Below are 17,819 nucleotides of genomic sequence, written 5' to 3' on the forward strand. Positions count from 1 at the left end.
GCAGGCTGGTGGACGTGGCGGGTCAGCTCGTCGGCTGGGTGCCTCCGCCACCGGTGCGGGCGCGGACCGCCGGCACGCCGGTGCGCAGGCCGATCGTCGCCGACAGGAACAGGGTGATGCCGATCGCCAGGAAGGCGCCGTGGCCGCCCAGGTTGGTGAACAGCAGGAAGAACAGCAGCGGGCTCAGGAACTGGCCCAGATTGATCGCGGGCGACAGCAGCCCGATCGCGCGCCCGCGCGTCTCGGGTGCGGCCCGGTCGAGCAGGATGTTGAGCATATAGGGCTGCATCAGCCCGCCGCCGGTGCCGAGCAGGATGCAGCCGAAAGCCGACAGCATCAGCATGTGCGACAGGCCGAGGATGGTGACGCCCGATCCGATCAGCGCCAGGTTGAGCGCGAACATCCGCCGCGCGCCGATCCGCACCTGCAGGCTGCCGTAGAACAGCGATCCGATGGTGTAGGCCAGCGTGCCGGCGGTGATCACCCAGGCGATGGTGGTCGGCGGCACGTCATGGTCCGACGCCAGCAGCAGCGGCACCTGCGTCTGGTTGAGGATGGTGATCGTCGAGATCGCCAGCACCACCGCATAGACCGGCCAGAGGATCAGGACGGCCATCGTCCCGGTGCCGCCGGCCGCGGCGCGTCCCTTCTCGCGCGGCGGCGATTCGACCGCGAACAGGACGATGCACAGCATCACCAGCGCGACCGCGCCGTAGAGGGCGAACGGCATGCGCCAGCCCGCAGCCTCGGCGATCCGGGCCGACATCATCACCGACAGCACCGCGAAGCCAGCCGCCACCGTCGTCTTGAAGCCGAGCGCGCGGGCCCGCCCGCCGCCCACCAGGCTATCGCCGAGCAGGGTGACGCTGGCGGTGAAGATCGTCGCCGCGCAGAAGCCCAGGCCGAAGCGTGCGGCGAACAGCGCGGGGGCGCTTTCGAGCACCAGCCCGGCCGATCCGAACAGTCCGTAGAGTGGCAGCGCGGCGAGCAGCACCTGCCTGATGCCGGCCCGCTCGATCAGCCAGCCGGCGATCGGGCCGCCGACCACCACCCCCAGGCTGGCGGTGGTCACGACGAGCTGCGCGACCAGCGCGGCCGAGGCGTCGTGGCCGAAATGGGATTTGATCGCGACCATGCTGGGCGACAGCGCGGTCGTCATCAGGCCGGTGAAGCAACCGCCCGAGATCATCACGAAGATCGCCAGCATCCGCCGGAAGCGTGCGACGGGGCTCGCGCCCAGCGCGACATAATCGCCCAAGCTGGCACTCTGGCTGTCCACAGCCTGCCTCTCCCGATCCGTGCCTACCGATCGTTGCGGCCAGCATCGTTCCTATATGTGATCATGTGACGATAAATGTGAACGGTTTGCCTGTCAACCGACCGGTTGGTTGAGTTGAATTCCAGGGTAGGGGCAGGCTCGCCCGCCGGAAATAGACGTTGTTCCATTGCGAAATGAATGATGCTCATGGTGATTTTTACCAAACAAGCGATTGTCTGGTTTTTCCGTGGCTGCTAGTTTCGTGCCGCTTGCCCGGAGAGGCGAGAAAGGAGAGCCGGATGCGCGCAGCCCTGTTGCACCATGACAGTCATACCCCGCGGCTGGAGGAGGTCGCGGTCGAGGAGCCCCGCTTCGGCGAGGTGCTGGTCCGGATCGCCGCCTCGGGCATCTGCGGGTCGGACCTCCACGTCGTCCACAATCGCAGCAATGTCGGCAAGGACCGCCCGGTCATCCTGGGCCATGAGGGCGCGGGCGTGGTCGAGGCGGTCGGGCCCGGTGTCCGCGACCTCAAGCGGGGCGACCATGTCGTGATGGCGATGTTCGGGCCGTGCGGCCATTGCGATCAGTGCAACAGCGGCAAGCTCCAATTCTGCGACGGCCCCGAGTTCAAGAGCGCGGTCGGGCGCATGGCCGACGATTCGACCCGCTTCTCGCAGGATGGGCGCATGGTCTTTCCAATGGTCGGCGTCGGCTCGCTCGCCGAATATGCGGTGATGCGGGAGGCGATGCTGGTCAAGGTCGCGCCGCATCTGCCGCTCGACCGGCTTTGCTTCTGCGCCTGTTCGGTGACGACCGGGCTCGGCGCGGTATTCAACGTCGCCAGGGTGACGCCGGGGGCCAGCGTCGCGGTGATCGGCTGTGGCGGCGTCGGCCTCAACGTGATCCAGGGATCGCGGATCGCGGGCGCGTCGCGCATCATCGCGATCGACACCAATCGGGCGAAGCTCGACATCGCTTCGAACATGGGCGCGACCGACCTGATCCAGAGCGGCGGCGACCCGGCCGAGGTCGACGCGGCGGTCAAGGCGCTCGAACCGCGTGGCGTGGATTTCGCCTTCGAGGTGGTCGGCAATCATGCGCTGATCCGCCAGGCGGTGGGCTTCACCGGGCGCGGCGGGACGACGGTGATGATCGGCGGCGTGCCCTGGGCGTCGGACGTCTCGGTCAATGCCGGGTTGCTGTTCGGCGAGCGCAAGCTGATGGGCTGCCTCGGCGGCGGCAACATACCGGGGCGGGAGATCCCGCGCATCGTCGGCCTCTACGAGCGCGGCATGCTAAAGCTCGACGAACTGGTAGGGAAGACCTTCGATTTCAACGACATCGGCGAGGCGATCGCCGAGGCCGACCGGGCGCAGACCGCGAAGACCGTGGTCGCGATCGACCGCGCCTTGCTCTGATAGGAATGGGGAAACGACATGGCGGACTATGACCGCGCCGACACGCGCGTGCGGCGCTTCCAGAATCTGATCGACGGCCAGTCGCGGCCGGCCGCGAACGGTGGCTGGATCGACAGCATCGATCCCGCGACCGGGCAGGTCTGGGCGCAGATTCCCGACGGCCGCGCCGACGATGTGGACGCTGCCGTCGCCGCCGCGAAGCGCGCCTTCCGCGGGCCGTGGCGGCAGATGGCGGCGGCGCAGCGCGCGGCGCTGCTGCGTAAGGTGGCCGATCTGGTCGCCCCCCGGCTGGAGGAGCTGGCGGTCATCGAGACCCGCGACAACGGCAAGATCATCAACGACACCCGGGCCGGAGACATCCCCGCGATCGCGCAGATGTTCCATTACTGGGCGGGTGCCGCCGACAAGATCCACGGCGAGACGATCCAGGTCAGCCCCGCGAGCGTGAACTATGTCCAGCGCGAGCCGATCGGCGTGGTCGGCATCATCGTGCCGTGGAACTCGCCGGGCTCGGTGTTCGCGGCGAAGGTCGGCGCGGCGCTGGCGGCGGGGAACACCGTCGTCGTCAAGCCGGCCGAGACCGCGTCCTGCTCGATCCTCGTCCTTGCGGAGCTGTTCGAACAGGCGGGCTTCCCGCCCGGCGTGGTCAACGTGGTCGCCGGCCTCGGAGCGGAGGCGGGGGACGCGATCGCCGGCCATCCCGACGTCGGCAAGATCAGCTTCACCGGATCGACCCTGACCGCGCGGGCGATCACCCGCCGCTCGGCCGAGGCGATCAAGCCGTTGAGCTTCGAGCTGGGCGGCAAGTCGGCCAACATCGTCTTCGCCGACGCCGATCTCGATGCGGCAGCCATCGGCGTCACCACGATGGGCATCTTCAACGGCGCCGCCGGCCAGTCGTGCATTGCCGGGTCGCGCATCCTGGTGCAGCGCCCGATCTATGACGAGATGATCGAGCGGATGGTGAAGATCATCACCGGCATCCGGTTGGGTGATCCGATGGACGCCGCCAGCCAGATGGGCCCGATCGCGCTCGACCGGCAATTCGAGAAGGTGAAATCCTATCTCGACCTCGGCCGGCAGGAAGGCGGCGAGGCGGTGTGCGGTGGTCTGGCTGGCGAGGCGGTGTTCGGCGCCGGATCGCCCCATGCCGGCGGCTATTTCGTCCAGCCGACGCTGTTCGCCGGGCTCGACAACCGGGCACGCACCGTGCGCGAGGAGATTTTCGGCCCGGTCGCCTGCGTGCTGCCGTTCGACGATGCCGAGGAGGCGGTCGCGATCGCCAATGATTCGAACTATGGCCTCGCCTGCGGGCTGTGGACCAACGATCTCAAGCGCGCCCACCGCATGGCGGCGGCGATCGAGGCGGGGGCGGTGTGGGTCAACACCTATCGCCGCCTGCACTGGGCGGTGCCGTTCGGCGGCTACAAGGACAGCGGCTATGGCCGCGACAGCGGAATGGAGAGCCTGCGCGGCTATCAGCAGACCAAGTCGGTCTGGATCGATCTAGCCTAATCCTGTTCCAAACCTATCAAGTGCTTAGTGTCATTTTCCGGTCATTCGCGATTCTCGCATTTGCTGCCGGTTCGAAATCCAGGAAGAAAATTTTAAAATAAGATACTGATTTCTATAAATTAAAAGAAGGTGTGCCGCCGTCCGCTCCGGCACGCATCCCTTCTTCTCGTCGATATAGACAAGCGATCGGTTGGTGGATAGATTGCGAGTCAGCAGGGCGATTCAGCCAGACCGCGGCAGCGGCGCAGGGTTCGCCCCATCGATAGGAGAAGTGGATGACGGGCGTTGCCGAACATTTCGATCTTCTGATCCGCAACGGCATCGTCGTCGACGGCACCGGCCTGCCGCGCCGCCGGCTCGACGTCGGCATCCGCGACGGCAGGATCGCCAAGTTCGCGCATCTGGGGGAAGCGACCGCCGACGAGGAGATCGACGCCGCAGGCTGCATCGTCGCCCCCGGCATCGTCGATCCGCACACCCATTATGATCCGCAGATCACCTTCGACCCTTATGCCACCGTATCCTGCTTCCACGGCGTGACGACGGTGCTGGCGGGCAATTGCGGCTTCTCGGTCGCGCCCTGCAAGGCCGAGGACCGCGAATATCTGAAGGGCATCTTCGCCCGGGTGGAGGAGATGAACCCGATCGCGCTCGGCGCCGTCCGCTGGGACGAGTTCGAGACGTTCGACGAATTCCTCCAGACCCGCAAAGGCAGGCTCGGCATCAACTTCGCCTGCTATGTCGGCCATTCGAACCTGCGCCGCTGGGTGATGGGCGACGATTCGCATCGCCGCGCGGCGACCGAGGACGAGGTCCGGCAGATGCGGGCGATGCTGGCCGAGGCGCTGGAGGCCGGCGCCGCCGGCCTCTCCTCCTCGGCGGCGGCGGTGCACATGGACATCAACGGCGACCCGGTGCCGTCGCGCCTCGCCGAGCGCTCCGAATTCCTGGCGCTGGCCGAGGAACTGGGCCGCTTCGGCAAGGGGTCGATCACCTTCCTGCCGGCCAGCTCGATCGGCGGCCTCAACGAGGAGGACAAGGAGTATCTGATCGAGCTCGGCAAGCGATCGGGCGTGCCGATCATCATCCAGGGGCTGGGCGGGCGCAACAAGGTCGATGCCCCGACCGCGACCTGGGAGGCGTCGGTCGAATTCCTCGACCGGGCGACGGCGGCCGGTGCGCCGGTCTATTCGCTGCTGATCTCCCGCCCGTTCGACCGGCCGGTGGTGTTCAGCCCCGAATGCCCGCATTATGCGGCGGTCGCGTCGTGGCATGCGATGATGCGGCTGCCGAAGGCGGAGCGCGACGCGCTGTTGCGCGATCCCGCCGCACGCGACGAGATGCGCCAGGCGGTCGAGAACTACAACCGTGATCCCAAGAAGGGCACGATCCTGCCGCCGCCGCTGTGGACCGCGCTGTTCGTCGACCATGTCGCGAACGATCGCAATGCCGGGCTGCAGGGCAAGAGCGTCGCCGAGATCGCCGCGGAAACCGGCAAGGCGCCCGGCGACGTAGTGCTCGACCTACTGCTCGACGAGGACATGGCGACCGAGTTCCGCTGGCGCACCGAGACCCCCGAATGGGCCGAGGCGGTGCGCGTCGCGCAGCAGGACCCGCGCATGATCGTCGGCGTGTCCGACGGCGGCGCCCATCTCGCCAAGGACGACGCGGCCGATTGGAGCTCCTACTTCCTGCGCTCCTGGGTGCTCGATCGCGGCGCCTGGACGCTGGAGGAGGGCATCCGCCAGATCACCCAGATCCCGGCCTCGCTGCTCGGCCTGGTCGATCGCGGCACGCTGAAGGTGACCGGCCCGGCCGACATCATGATCTTCGATCCCGAGACGATCGGCCCGTGGCGCAAGGAATTCGCGCGCGACCTGCCGGGCGGCGTCGGGCGGTTCAAGGCGTGGGGCAAGGGCGTCAAGGCGACGATCGTCAACGGCCGGCCGATCGTCCTCGACGGCGCGCTGACCACCAACCTGCCCGGCGAGGTGGTGTCGCCGGCCTGACGCGGCGGGCCAGGACGCAGGACAAACAGGAGAGGGTTGGACGGATGGACATCCGCAAGGTGACGGCGAATATCGGGGCGGACGTGCACGGCGTCGACCTGTCCCAGCCGCTCGACAAGGGCGTGGTGGCGGAGATTCGCGCCGCACTGCTCGAGCATCTGGTCTTGTTCTTCCGCGGGCAGCGCAAGCTGTCGGTCGAGGAGCATGTCCGCTTCGGGCGCTATTTCGGCGACATCGATCTGCCGCTGTTCCGCACGGCATCGTCGCCCGCGCCCGAGGTGATCGTCCTCGATCAGAAGAACCCGAAGGGCGAGGGCGCCGATAGCTGGCACGCGGACAACACCTATATGCCGGCGCCGCCGATGGGATCGATCCTCCAGGCGCACCTGCTGCCGTCGATCGGCGGCGACACCTGCTTCGCCAACATGTACGCCGCCTATGACGCGCTGTCGCCGAACCTGCGCGCGATGCTGGACGGGCTCAACGCGATCCACTCGCTCGAACAGATGGCCGAGCGGACCAAGCATGTCATGGGCGCCTCGCTGCGCGACAAGGTCGACCAGTGGCCGCCGGTGCTCCACCCGGTCGTCGCGGTCCATCCCGAGACCGGCCGCCGCCTGCTCAACGTCAATGCCAACTGGACGGTGGCGATCGACGGGATGAGCCGGGCCGAAAGCGACGCGCTGCTGCGCCTGCTCTACGATCATGTCCGCAGCCCGGAATTCCAGGTGCGGCTGCGCTGGAACACCGGCGACGTCGCCTTCTGGGACAACCGGGCCGTGCAGCATTATGCCGTCGCCGACTATCGCGAGCGCCGGATGATGCAGCGGGTGACGATCGCCGGCACCCGCATCCAGGGCATTCCCGACGCGGAACGCGCCAATGGGAAACGAGGGGCCGATCGCGAAACCGCGCACGCCCACTGAAAAAGATCATCGGAGAGGATGCATGGACGAGACGATCGACCCCAATCTCAACAAGAAGGCTCGCTTCACCCATCTCGACGACTTCAAGTGGCAGGAGGTCCGCCGCCAGCAGCATGGCGACCGCACCGCCTCGGTCCGCGAGAAGTGGATGGAGTTCTCCGACAAATATCTGTCGCTCTACGCCGAATGGGATGCGGGCATGGTGGTCCGCCCGCACGGGCACAACAGCAACCACGTGGTCTTCGTCCTCGACGGCGACATGATGTGCGGCGATATCCATTGCCCGGCCGGCACCCATATCGCGCTCGACAAGGGCGACACCTTCGGCCCGTTCATCGCGGGCCCCAACGGGGTCAAGCTGTTCGAGGTGATGATGGGCGACCCGCGCTCCTTTCCCGCCAATCGCGAGGAGTATGAGAAGCTGCTCGCCGACAAGGGCATCGTCCCGCTTCCCAACCCGCCGATCGACATGCCGAGCTGGCTGAAGGACACGAGGAACAACTGAGGTGAGCCAGCCGACCGGCGGTGCCGTCGAAACGAGCCGGGGGCTCGACCCGATCCTGTGCGAGGTCGTCAAGAACAGCCTGATGCTGGTCGCGCAGGAGGCCGGCATCCGCGCCGCGCGCAGCGCGGGATCGACCTTCGTCGCGGCCTCGGCCGAGATCGCCTGCACCCTCTACGACGCCGACGCCCGGCTGATCGCGCAGACCGAGGTGGGGATCATGCACTCGGCCGCGCTGCGGGCCATGCTGCAGGCCGTGCTGCGCGATCACCCGCCCGAGACGCTGGTCGAGGGCGACGTGCTGATCGTCAACGATCCCTTCGCCGGCGGCGTCCACCCGACCGATGTCGGCGCCTTCCGCCCGGTGTTCCACGAGGGCAGGCCCGCTTTCTACTGCGGGCTGATGATGATCGTGTCGGACCTGGGCGGGCTGTCGTCGGGCGGGCTGCCGGCCAATGCCAGCGAATGCTTCCACGAGGGGCTGACCATCCCGCCGACCAAGCTCTACCGCGCGGGTCAGCTCGACGAGGCGGTGACGCGGCTGATCTGCTCGAACAGCCGCACCCCTGCCAAGCTGATGAGCGACATCAACGCGCTGGCGGCGGGCGGCAACGTCGCGGCGCTGCGGCTGGCGGAGATGGTCGCGAAGTTCGGCTACGAACCGCTCGGCGATATGATCGACGAGCTGCTCGACTATTCGGAGCGGCTCGTCCGCCAGGGCTTCGCCGACATGCCCGACGGCGTCTACACCGGCAGCTTCACGGTCGAGAATGACGGCATCGTCCCCGACCGCGACTACCCCGTCCATGTCCGGATCGAGATCGACGGATCGGAATGCCGGCTCGACTTCACCGGCAGCGCGAAACAGGCGACCGGCGCGATCAACTCGACCGCGTCGCAGACGCTGTCGTGCATCAACTATGCGCTGCGCTGCCATCTCGACCCGACCATCCCGATGAACGAGGGCTTCTATCGCCCGATCGAGGTGCTGCTGCCGCCGGGCACGGTGGTGAACTGTTCCTATCCGTCGGCGTGCAACATCCGGCTGGCGACCGGGCAGGCGGTGATCGACGCGGTGCTGCAGGCGCTGTCGGTGATCGACGAGACCCGCTCGATGGCGCCTGGCGCCACCGTCCACACCCTCAACATCCAAGGCGCGACCCCGGACGGCAGCGGGCTGTGGAGCATGCTCGACGTCTGCTTCGGGTCGTGCGGGGCGCGCCATGGCGAGGACGGCGGCGACGGCCTGCCGCTGCTGTTCCATGGCCAGGCCGGCTATGAGCGGAATCTCGAAGGCTATGAGTGGGGCCATCCGGTCCGCTACCGCTGCTACCGGCTGGCGCCCGACACGGGCGGCCCGGGCCGCTGGCGCGGCGGCGCGGGGCTGGTCAAGGAGATCGAGTTCCAGACCGACGTGGTGATCACCGCGCGGGCGACCGACCGCTTCGACCGCCCCCCGCCCGGCATCGGGGGCGGGCTGGCCGGCAGCGGCGCGGCCTGGATCGTCAACCGGGGCGAGGCGGGCGAATATGCCTTGCCCGGCAAGATCACCAATCATCGGCTGAAGGCCGGCGACGTGCTGACCATCATGTGTCCGGGCGGCGGCGGGCTGGGCGACCCGCGGGAGCGCGATCCGGCGCTGGTGCTCGCCGACGTCGAGGAAGGGATCGTCTCGGTCGAGGCGGCAAGGGAGGTCTACAGGGTCGTGCTCAACCCGGATCGCACCGGCATCGACGACGCGGCGACCGAGGTGCTGCGCCGTGGCTGATCGTCCCACCTATTTCGTCGGCGTCGACGTCGGCGGTACCTTCACCGATCTCGTCATCGTCTGCAGCCAGACCGGCGAGGTCCGCAACGTCAAGACGCTGACCACCCCGGCCGAGCCGGTCAGGGGCGTGATGAACGCGGTGCGCGAGGCGCTGGCGTTGGTCGGGGCGACCGGCGCCCAGATCGATCGCGTCGTCCATGCGACGACGCTGCCGACCAATCTTGTGCTCGAACGCAAGGGCGCGAAGGTCGGCTTCGTCACCACGCTCGGCTTTGGCGACATGTTCCGGATCAGCAAGCAGAAGCCGATCGGATCGAACCGCTACGACCTGAGCTACCGCCGGCCCGAGCCGCTGGTCGCGCGCGGCATGGTCGCCGAGATATGCGAGCGGATGGATCATCTGGGCCAAGTGATCACGCCGCTCGACGTCGCCGACGCGGAAGCGCGGATCGCGGCGCTCGCCGCCAAGGGGCCCGAGGCGGTCGCGATCTGCCTGATGCACGGCTATGCCAATCCCGATCATGAGCAGCGCGTGGCCGAGATCGCGCGCCGCCACATGCCCGGCGCCTATGTCTGCATCTCGTCCGACATCTGGCCCGAATATCAGGAATATGAGCGCGCCTCGACGGCGGTGCTTTCGGCCTATATCGGTCCGACCTTCTCGGGCTATGTCAACGAGCTGGAACGGGCGTTGCGTGACCTGGGCTATGCCCGGCCGCTGCAGATCATGCAGTCGAGCGGCGGGGTGATGACCGCCGCCGCCGCCGCCCGCAAGGCCGCCTACATGATCGAGAGCGGTCCCGCCGCCGGCATCATGGCGACCGCCGAGCTCGGCCGCGCCTGCGGCTTCGACAACCTGATCTCGTTCGACATGGGTGGAACCACCGCCAAGGCCGGCGTCGTCCAGAACGGCCAGCCGCGCATCACCAACGACTTCCGCGTCGGCGGCAAGGCGAGCGCGGGCGGGCGCGACGCGGGCGAGCCGATCAAGGTGCCGGTGATCGACCTGGCCGAGGTCGGCGCCGGCGGCGGATCGATCGCCTGGGTCGATCGCGGCGGCTTCCTCCAGCTCGGGCCGGAAAGCGCCAGCTCCGAACCAGGGCCCGCCTGCTACGGCTTCGGCGGGACCGAGATGACGGTGACCGACGCCAACCTGCTGCTCGGCTATCTCGATCCGGACTATTTCCTCGGCGGGACGATGAAGATCCATCCCGATCGCAGCCGCGCGGCGGCGGATCGGCTGGCGGCGAAGCTCGGCATCGACGCGACCGGGGTGGCGCGGGGCATCCACATGCTGGCCAACACCAACATGGCCTCGGCGATCCGCATCGTCACGCTTCAGCGCGGCATCGACCCGCGCGAATATGTGCTGACCGCCTCGGGCGGGGCGGGGCCGCTCCACGTCGTCGGCGTCGCCGAGCATTTCGGCATCCCGACCGTGATCATCCCGCCGTCACCGGGAGTCCGCTCCGCCTTCGGGCTGCTCGTCGCCGACATGGCCTATGACCAGATCGCGATGGCGGCGGACGTCTCGACCGGCAATTTCGCTACGCTCGACGCGCAGTTCGCCCAGCTCGAAGCGGAGGGGCGCGAGCAGCTCCGCCGCGATGGGTTCGAGGAGGGGATCGTCGTCGAGCGCGCGGTGTCGATCCGCTTCGAGAGCCAGGTGCTCGACCTGACCATCCCGATCCCCGACGGCCCGGTCGATGCCGCCGTCATCGCGGCGGCCGAAGCGAGCTTCCGCGAACTCTATGCCGCGACCGCCGGGTTGCGGCCGACGGACCGCTGCACGCTGGTCCATTGCAAGGTCCGCGTCGTCGCCCATGTCCGCAAGCCCGAGCAGGCGGTCCACGCGCCGCGCCCGGGCGATGCGGCACAGGCGGTGAAGCGGCGGCGGCCCGCCTATTTCACGGCGGCCGGCGGCTTTGTCGACACGCCGGTCTACGATCGCGCCCGGCTGGCGCCCGGCGACGCCTTCGCCGGCCCCGCGATCGTCGAGGAACCGGAATCCACGACGATCTGCCCGCCCGGCTATGTCGTCGAGGTCGACCGCCACCTGAACCTGGTCATCGAGCGCAACGGCCTCGATGAGCGGGCTTCGATCCGGGAAAATCTGGTCACATGTCTCTGAACGGACTTTCGGTGCTCGTCACCGGCGCGGCGCAGGGCGTCGGCCGGGGGATCGCCCTCGCCGCCGCCGCCGAGGGCGCGGCCGTCGCCGTCACCGCGCGGCGGATCGAAGCGGCGCAGGCCGTCGCCGACGAGATCGCGGCGCGCGGGGGCCGGGCGACGGCGCTGACCTGCGATGTCGGCGACCGTGCCAGCGTCGAGGCGGCGATCGCCGGTACGGTTGCCGCCTTCGGCAAGCTCGACGGGTTGGTCCACAATGCAGTCAGCGGCTTCTCCAGCGTGCCGGTCGCGATCGAGGACGTGCCCGAGGACAATTGGGACGACCAGATGCGGGTCAGCTTCCGCGGCACCCTCCATTGCGCGCAGGCGGCCTTCCCGGCGTTGCGCGCCAGCGGGGGGACGCTGGTGGTGCTGACGTCCAACGCCGGGATCGAGGGCAATCCCTCGATCGGGCCCTATTCGGCGATGAAGGGGGCGCAGCGCGGCTTCATCAAGAGCCTGGCGCGCGAATGGGGGCCGCTCGGCATCCGCGTCAACGGCATCGCCCCGGTCGCGCTGACCCCGGCGATGGACAAATTCTTCGAGCTGCATCCGCACATGGTGCCGGTTATCTCGAACCGCGCCGCGCTGGGCCGGATCGGCGATTGCGAAAGCGACATCGGAGCGGGCGTCGCCTTCCTGCTCGGACCGCAGAGCCGGTTCGTCAGCGGCCAGACGCTGATCCTCACGGGCGGGGCCTATATGCTATGAGCGGAGACGAACGACGGGCGATCGTGGCGGGCGAGGGACCGCTGGCGGACGCGGTCGCCGCGGCGATCGCGAAGGTAGGGTTCGCGGTCGAGCAGGCCGGCCGGGACCTTCCGGGCACGGCGGCGGTCGACCTGGTCGTCGCCCTGCCGATCACCGACATCCGAACCGACGACTTCGCGACGCTGGCGGAGGACGCCTGGATCAACCTGGCCGAACGGCCGATGGACGAGGTCCGCCACCTGCTGGCGACGCTGTCCCCCCGGATGCGCGAGCCGGGCGGGGCGCTGCTGATCGCGCTGCCCAATATCGGCATGCTCGGTGTGGCGGGGACGGCCGCGCAGACGATGGCGGCCGAGGGGATCAGGACGCTGGCCAAAGCGGTCGCCAAGGCCTGGCGACCGCGCGGCCTCCGCGTCAATTGCGCGATGCTCTCCGCCGCCCAGCTCGAAGCCGCCGATGCCGACGTCGCGCGCGCGATCGCCGGCATCGCGACCGCGAGCGCGGGCGCGGATTTCGCCGCGACCGGCAACAGCATCCTGATCGACGGCGAACAGACGTCGGTCTGAACGGGGAGGGGCAGGTGGCACGGATCGACAGCTTCGACGGGGATCGTTTCGACGCCTATGTCGCCACCCCGGCGGAGGGCGCGCCTGCGCCCGGCATCGTCGTCATCCAGGAGATACGCGGCGTCAACGAGGACATCCGCGGCATCTGCGACCGGCTGGCGCGGCAGGGCTATCTGGCGATCGCGCCCGACATGCTGTGGCGGCAGGAGCGCAACGCGGTGTTCGATCCCGACACGCCCGCCGGCTGGGACAAGGCGATGGCGCTGCACGAGGGCTTCGACGAGGACAAGGCGGTGCGCGACATCGCCTCGGCGGTCGACTGGCTGCGCGCCCTGCCCGGCTGCTCGGGCAAGGTCGGGGTGATCGGCTATTGCCTGGGCGGCAAGCTCGCCTTCCTGTCCGCCGCGCGGGCCGGGGCCGACGCGGCGGTCGCCTATTACGGGATCGGCATCGAACATGTGCTCGACGCGATCGACGACGGTTTCGCGCCGACCCTGCTGCATGTCGCCGCGCTCGACCGCTTCGTGCCGGAGGAGGCGCAGGCGGCGCTGGCCGGACAGGCGCGCCGGACGCCGGCGCTGACCACCCACATCTACGCCGGCGCGCACCACGCCTTCGCGCGATCGGAAGGCGTGCATTTCCATGCCGATGCCAGCGCCCTGGCGCAGCGGCGCACCGAGGAATTCCTGCAACGGCACCTGCGCGGCTAGGTCGCGCATCGAGGAGAGGACGAATGGCGATCGCAGTGGACGCAAACCAGCCGGAGGGTCGGCGGCTGCGCGGCTTCATCGCCGAGGCGCCGACCCCGACGGCGCGGGCGAGGGCGTTTCTCGCGCTGCTGCTCGTGCTGGTGCCGCCGGTGTTCACCGCGATGATGGGGACGCCGGTTGTGCCGATCATCCCGGCGGTGGCGAAGCATTTCGGCGGCGGTGACGCGGGCGCCTTCGCGGCGCAGATGATGGTGACGGTTCCGTGCATCGGCGTGATCATCGGCGGCCCGGTCGCCGGCTGGCTGATCGAGCGGATCGGAATCCGCGCGGTGATCATCGGCAGCGCGGTGCTGATGGGGCTCGCAGGCATGGCCGGCGCCGTCGTCCACGACATCGTGCCCTTCCTGTTCAGCCGGCTGCTCGTCGGCTTCGGCGCGGCGGGCGGCTATACCGCTCTGCTCACCCTGGCCGGGCTGCTGTTCCAGGGGCGGACGCTCGCCCGCGTGCTCGGCTACCAGGCCTCGGTAGCGGCGGTCGTCTCGATGGGGTCGATCATGATCTCGGGCTATATCGCCGAGCATGTCGAATGGCGGGTGTCCTACGGCCTCTACGCGCTGGTGCTGCTGTTCGTGCCGCTGGCGCTGCTTGGCCGCTGGCCGGCCCAGCCGGTGTCGGTCCAGGCCCGCGCGGCGGGGGCCGGGGCGTTCGGGCGGATCTGGCCGATCCTGCTGATCATGATCCCGATCTACGCCGCCGCCTTCATGTCGGTGGTGCAGGGGTCGTTCATGATGACCGCCAACGGCATCACCAAGCCGACGCTCCAGTCGACCCTGATCTCGATGGCGACGATCATGTTCACGATCAGCTCGTGGAACTATGGCCGGCTCCGCAGCCGGCTGTCGGGGCCGATGACCTTCGTGGTGGCACTGCTGCTGCTCGGCGGCGGAATCGTCCTGATGGGCAGCCTTCATCCGGTCTGGGCGATGGGCCTGTCCTGCGCGATGATGGGTGCAGGGGCGGGCATCGCCACCCCCTATCTGTCGCAGCAGATTCTGGAGCGGGTGACGGCGGAGCAGCGCGGCCGCGCAGTCGGCTTCATCGCCCCCGCGCATTATCTGGGCGAGTTCGCCAATCCCTTCATCATGCACCCGCTGCGGATGGCGATCGGCATCCACGCCGCCTTCATCCTGTTCGGGGCTTTCATCATGCTCGGCGCGCTGTTCGCCTTCCGCGCGAACCGCAAGCCCGCCAGTGCCGATCCCGAATCGGCGCCCGAACCGGTGGCGGCGGCATGATCGACCTGGGTGGACAGATCCATGTCGTCGCCGGCGCGGGCGGCGGCGGGATCGGGACCTCGGCCTGCCTGCTGCTGGCCAGAGCGGGGGCGACGGTGCTCGCAGTCGACAAGACCGACCTCGGCTGCGCCAGCGCCACCGAGGCGCTGGCGCAGTACGGACCGCAGCATCGCGTCGTCCAGGCCGACCTTACCGACGAGGCGGCGCTTGCCGATGCTTTGGCCGACGCGGGGCCGGTGCGTGGGCTGGTCAACGTCGTCGGCGGTATCACCAGCCAGGATCTGATCGCGCCGCTGCTGGCCACCGGGGCGATGGACATCTTCGATCGGCTGATGCGGTTCAACACGGTGCCGACGCTTGCCGCGTCGCGGACGGTCGCGCGCGCGATGGTTGGGCACGGGCAGGGCGGCAGCATCGTCAACATCGCCTCGGCCGCCGGTCTTGCCGGCATGCCGTTCGGCGCGGGTTATGCCGCCGCCAAGGCCGCGCTGATCAACCTCACCCGGACGATGGCGGCCGAATGGGGCGGCGCCGGCGTGCGGGTCAACGCGATCGCGCCGGGCAGCATCGCCACCGCCAAGCTCGGCCGCCAGCGCTTCGACGGCGGGGCCGACGAGAAGGACCGCGCCGCGAAGGCGGTGGTGCCGCTCGGCCGCCGCGGCCTGCCTGAAGATATCGCCGGGGTGGCGCTTTTCCTGCTGTCGGACCTTGCCGCCTATGTGTCGGGGCAGGTGATCGCCGTCGACGGCGGCATGCTCGCCCGGCCGCCTTACAACGACGCGGACGGACTGCCTGTGTTCATGACCGATCCGGCGCTGCGCGAGCGGCTGCTGGGGGACTGATCGCCTCGCTGGCCTCCGGCAGTCGATAGGCCCGGCGCGCGGTTCCCGCGAACAGGGCGGCGCGCTCGTCGGCCGACCAGCCGGCGCTGATCCGCTTGAAGGCGTTCCACAGGCGGACATAGCTGCAGGTCGCGGAATCGACCGGGAAGTTGCTCTCGAACATGCAGCGGTCGGCGCCGAACAGCTCGACACAGGTCTCCACCACCGGGCGCCAGGCGGCGACCAGCTCGTCGACCGTCGCCGGCGGCTCGCGCATGTGGAGCGGCGATCCGGCGAACGGCATGCCGAGCCCGCCGATCTTGACCAGCGCATTGGGTCGCGCCGCCAGCCGCGCCATGCCGTCGCGCCACAGCGCGAAGGTCTCGGCCGGGCGGGTGCCGTGATTGCCGATGCCGAGCAGCCCGCCGACATGGTCGAGGATGATCGCCGTGTCGGGAAAGGCGGCGGCGAGGTCGGCGAGCTCGCCGATCTGCGGATGGAAGATCCAGGCGTCGAACGACAGGCCGAGCGGTGCGAGCCGCGCGAATCCGGCGCGGAAGCCGGGGTCGGCGAGCAGGCCCGGCGGCGGCCGGCGCGGCCAATTGTCGAACAGCGGATCGTCGTCCCGATTGGCCGACTGGCGGATGCCGCGGAAGCGGCCCTCGCCGGCGTCGACATGCGCCTCCAGGACCGGCGCCACCGCGTCGCCCAGTTGCAGGTCGGCGTGGCCGACGATGCCCGCGCAAAGCCCCGGTGACGCGCCCTTGGCCGAGCCGAGGAAGAACAATGTCTCGCCGACCGGGCGCAGGCTTTCCGGCCCGTCGGCGAAATAATGCGCGCCGCATTCGATCGCCACGGTTTGGACGATCCGGTGTCCCGCGCCGAGGTCGGCGAGCAGGTCGGGCGTGTGGTAGCGGCGGCCGCCGCGCGGCCCCAGCGCGGCGATGCCGTCCCACAGATGATGGTGCGGATCGACGATCGGCAGGTCGGGCTCGATCGCGACGTCGTCCCCGGCCAGGCCTTCGGTCATGCCGCGACCAGCCCCTTGCCGGTGATCATCGGCAGGTCGAACGGCGTCACCACGCCGGGCGGCGCCGCGACCACGACGGGGATGGCGTTGACGATGCGCAGCGCGGTGGCGAGCGTGCCGGGCACGGTCGGATCGGCATAGCCGGGATTGCCGACCTCCAGCACCCAATCGGGATCGCCGCTGATCTGGACGCGATAGCCGCCGCCGATGCCGATCGGCCCTTTCGGCCAGTGCGGGGCGTCCTCGACGCGCAGCCGGGTGACGTGCTCGACGACGACGGCTGCCTTGCCGGCGACGATGCCGCGCACCTCGAAGCGGATGCCGGCGGAGCTGCCCTTCACGATCGTGCCCGCCGGGATGGTAAAGGTCTCGGGCGCGGGATAGAGCTCGTAATATTCCTCGGTGCGGTCGAGCTTGAGGCCGAGCTGCTCGGCGATCAGCCGCACCACCGAGCCCCACATCATGTCGAGCACGCCGGGCCGGGCGATCGGCGGAACCTCGTCGATCGGCTTGCCGAAGCCGAATTTGCCGGTGATCGCGTCGGGCTTGTCCCAGACGCCGTAGCTCATCACCTCGCTGACCCGGATCGTGTCGATCCGCCGGGTCACGCCCGACAGGGCGAGCGGCAGGATGTCGTGCATGAAGCCCGGATCGAGGCCCGAGGTGAAGCAGGTCGTGCCGCCCTCGCGGCAGGCGGCCTCGAGGCGGCGGACGATCTCCTGGTCGGCGCTGCCCGGGTGGACCAGCGGGATGATCGCCGTCGACACGACGTTGATGCCGGCGCGCAGCAGGTCGCACATATGGTCGGCGGCATCCGATTGGCGATTGCCGGTCGTAACCCCTTCGCGGCCCGACGTGCCGGCCGAGCAGAAGGAGACGCAGTCGGGCTTCAGCGCGATCAGCGCGTCGCCGTCGTCGGTGGCGATGATGCCGGTCGGCGTGTCGAGACCGCAGATCTCGGCAGCGTCCTTGCCGACCTTGGCCGGGTCGCTGACCACCAGCCCGACCAGTTCCAGCTCGGGATGGCTGATGATCGAGCGCAGCGCATTCTTTCCGACATTGCCCGTGGCCCATTGGCCGACGCGGATCGCCATGACTGTCCTCTCCCTATTCGTCCTTCC

15 protein-coding genes are annotated in these 17,819 nt (G+C 69.1%); 12 read left to right on the top strand and 3 right to left on the bottom strand.

The window, feature by feature from the left end; translation table 11 throughout:
• Nucleotides 1–22 precede the first annotated feature (22 nt).
• Nucleotides 23–1,279 carry an MFS transporter gene (locus tag B5X82_RS21065; protein ID WP_235862758.1) on the bottom strand — a complete coding sequence of 419 codons (1,257 nt, stop codon included), beginning with the start codon at nt 1,277–1,279 and terminating at the stop codon, nt 23–25.
• Nucleotides 1,280–1,557: 278 nt separating this feature from the next.
• Between B5X82_RS21065 and B5X82_RS21070 the strand changes: the two genes are divergently transcribed.
• The 12 genes from B5X82_RS21070 (at nt 1,558) to B5X82_RS21125 (ending at nt 15,689) form a co-directional block, all read left to right on the top strand.
• Complete coding sequence (locus B5X82_RS21070; RefSeq protein WP_079650142.1) at nt 1,558–2,676, top strand: Zn-dependent alcohol dehydrogenase; 1,119 nt, start codon at nt 1,558–1,560, stop codon at nt 2,674–2,676.
• Nucleotides 2,677–2,694: 18 nt separating this feature from the next.
• Nucleotides 2,695–4,191: an aldehyde dehydrogenase family protein gene (locus B5X82_RS21075; protein ID WP_079650143.1), complete on the top strand. Its 1,497-nt coding sequence runs from the start codon at nt 2,695–2,697 to the stop codon at nt 4,189–4,191.
• A gap of 275 nt (nt 4,192–4,466) precedes the next feature.
• Nucleotides 4,467–6,200, top strand: a complete 1,734-nt coding sequence (locus tag B5X82_RS21080) for an N-acyl-D-amino-acid deacylase family protein (RefSeq protein ID WP_079650144.1) — start codon at nt 4,467–4,469, stop codon at nt 6,198–6,200.
• Nucleotides 6,201–6,244: 44 nt separating this feature from the next.
• Entirely contained in the window at nt 6,245–7,126 is an 882-nt protein-coding gene (locus tag B5X82_RS21085) for a TauD/TfdA dioxygenase family protein (protein WP_079650145.1), read from the top strand.
• Between the two features lie 22 nt (nt 7,127–7,148).
• Nucleotides 7,149–7,631: a hypothetical protein gene (locus B5X82_RS21090; RefSeq protein ID WP_079650146.1), complete on the top strand. Its 483-nt coding sequence runs from the start codon at nt 7,149–7,151 to the stop codon at nt 7,629–7,631.
• A 1-nt stretch (nt 7,632) separates the two neighbouring features.
• Entirely contained in the window at nt 7,633–9,396 is a 1,764-nt protein-coding gene (locus B5X82_RS21095) for a hydantoinase B/oxoprolinase family protein (RefSeq protein ID WP_079650147.1), read from the top strand.
• A complete protein-coding gene (locus tag B5X82_RS21100) occupies nt 9,389–11,527 on the top strand; it encodes a hydantoinase/oxoprolinase family protein (protein WP_079650148.1) in 2,139 nt (712 codons plus the stop codon). Before B5X82_RS21095 ends, B5X82_RS21100 begins: the two co-directional genes overlap by 8 nt.
• Nucleotides 11,518–12,276: an SDR family NAD(P)-dependent oxidoreductase gene (locus B5X82_RS21105; protein WP_079650149.1), complete on the top strand. Its 759-nt coding sequence runs from the start codon at nt 11,518–11,520 to the stop codon at nt 12,274–12,276. Before B5X82_RS21100 ends, B5X82_RS21105 begins: the two co-directional genes overlap by 10 nt.
• Complete coding sequence (locus B5X82_RS21110; RefSeq protein WP_079650150.1) at nt 12,273–12,842, top strand: hypothetical protein; 570 nt, start codon at nt 12,273–12,275, stop codon at nt 12,840–12,842. Before B5X82_RS21105 ends, B5X82_RS21110 begins: the two co-directional genes overlap by 4 nt.
• A 14-nt stretch (nt 12,843–12,856) precedes the next feature.
• Nucleotides 12,857–13,552, top strand: a complete 696-nt coding sequence (locus tag B5X82_RS21115; RefSeq protein ID WP_079650151.1) for a dienelactone hydrolase family protein — start codon at nt 12,857–12,859, stop codon at nt 13,550–13,552.
• A 23-nt stretch (nt 13,553–13,575) separates the two neighbouring features.
• Complete coding sequence (locus B5X82_RS21120) at nt 13,576–14,847, top strand: MFS transporter (RefSeq protein ID WP_079650152.1); 1,272 nt, start codon at nt 13,576–13,578, stop codon at nt 14,845–14,847.
• A complete protein-coding gene (locus B5X82_RS21125) occupies nt 14,844–15,689 on the top strand; it encodes an SDR family NAD(P)-dependent oxidoreductase (RefSeq protein ID WP_079650153.1) in 846 nt (281 codons plus the stop codon). Before B5X82_RS21120 ends, B5X82_RS21125 begins: the two co-directional genes overlap by 4 nt.
• Here B5X82_RS21125 and B5X82_RS21130 read toward each other — a convergent pair.
• Nucleotides 15,646–16,698 carry an amidohydrolase family protein gene (locus B5X82_RS21130; RefSeq protein ID WP_079650154.1) on the bottom strand — a complete coding sequence of 351 codons (1,053 nt, stop codon included), beginning with the start codon at nt 16,696–16,698 and terminating at the stop codon, nt 15,646–15,648. The two genes, B5X82_RS21125 and B5X82_RS21130, sit on opposite strands and share 44 nt — an antisense overlap.
• Nucleotides 16,695–17,792, bottom strand: coding sequence for an NAD(P)H-dependent amine dehydrogenase family protein (locus B5X82_RS21135; RefSeq protein ID WP_079650155.1), 1,098 nt, complete (start codon nt 17,790–17,792; stop codon nt 16,695–16,697). The genes B5X82_RS21130 and B5X82_RS21135 overlap by 4 nt, the downstream gene beginning before the upstream one ends.
• Nucleotides 17,793–17,819 lie beyond the last annotated feature (27 nt).

This window comes from Rhizorhabdus histidinilytica, from assembly GCF_900167915.1.
In the GTDB taxonomy this organism is placed as follows: Bacteria; Pseudomonadota; Alphaproteobacteria; order Sphingomonadales; family Sphingomonadaceae; genus Rhizorhabdus; species Rhizorhabdus histidinilytica.

Coding starts and splice junctions, on each gene's coding strand:
- B5X82_RS21110 (WP_079650150.1), top strand. CDS start 12,273: ATGAGCGGAGACGAACGACGGGCGATCGTGGCGGGCGAGGGACCGCTG.
- B5X82_RS21135 (WP_079650155.1), bottom strand. CDS start 17,792: ATGGCGATCCGCGTCGGCCAATGGGCCACGGGCAATGTCGGAAAGAAT.
- B5X82_RS21080 (WP_079650144.1), top strand. CDS start 4,467: ATGACGGGCGTTGCCGAACATTTCGATCTTCTGATCCGCAACGGCATC.
- B5X82_RS21075 (WP_079650143.1), top strand. CDS start 2,695: ATGGCGGACTATGACCGCGCCGACACGCGCGTGCGGCGCTTCCAGAAT.
- B5X82_RS21105 (WP_079650149.1), top strand. CDS start 11,518: ATGTCTCTGAACGGACTTTCGGTGCTCGTCACCGGCGCGGCGCAGGGC.
- B5X82_RS21070 (WP_079650142.1), top strand. CDS start 1,558: ATGCGCGCAGCCCTGTTGCACCATGACAGTCATACCCCGCGGCTGGAG.
- B5X82_RS21125 (WP_079650153.1), top strand. CDS start 14,844: ATGATCGACCTGGGTGGACAGATCCATGTCGTCGCCGGCGCGGGCGGC.
- B5X82_RS21090 (WP_079650146.1), top strand. CDS start 7,149: ATGGACGAGACGATCGACCCCAATCTCAACAAGAAGGCTCGCTTCACC.
- B5X82_RS21085 (WP_079650145.1), top strand. CDS start 6,245: ATGGACATCCGCAAGGTGACGGCGAATATCGGGGCGGACGTGCACGGC.
- B5X82_RS21130 (WP_079650154.1), bottom strand. CDS start 16,698: ATGACCGAAGGCCTGGCCGGGGACGACGTCGCGATCGAGCCCGACCTG.
- B5X82_RS21120 (WP_079650152.1), top strand. CDS start 13,576: ATGGCGATCGCAGTGGACGCAAACCAGCCGGAGGGTCGGCGGCTGCGC.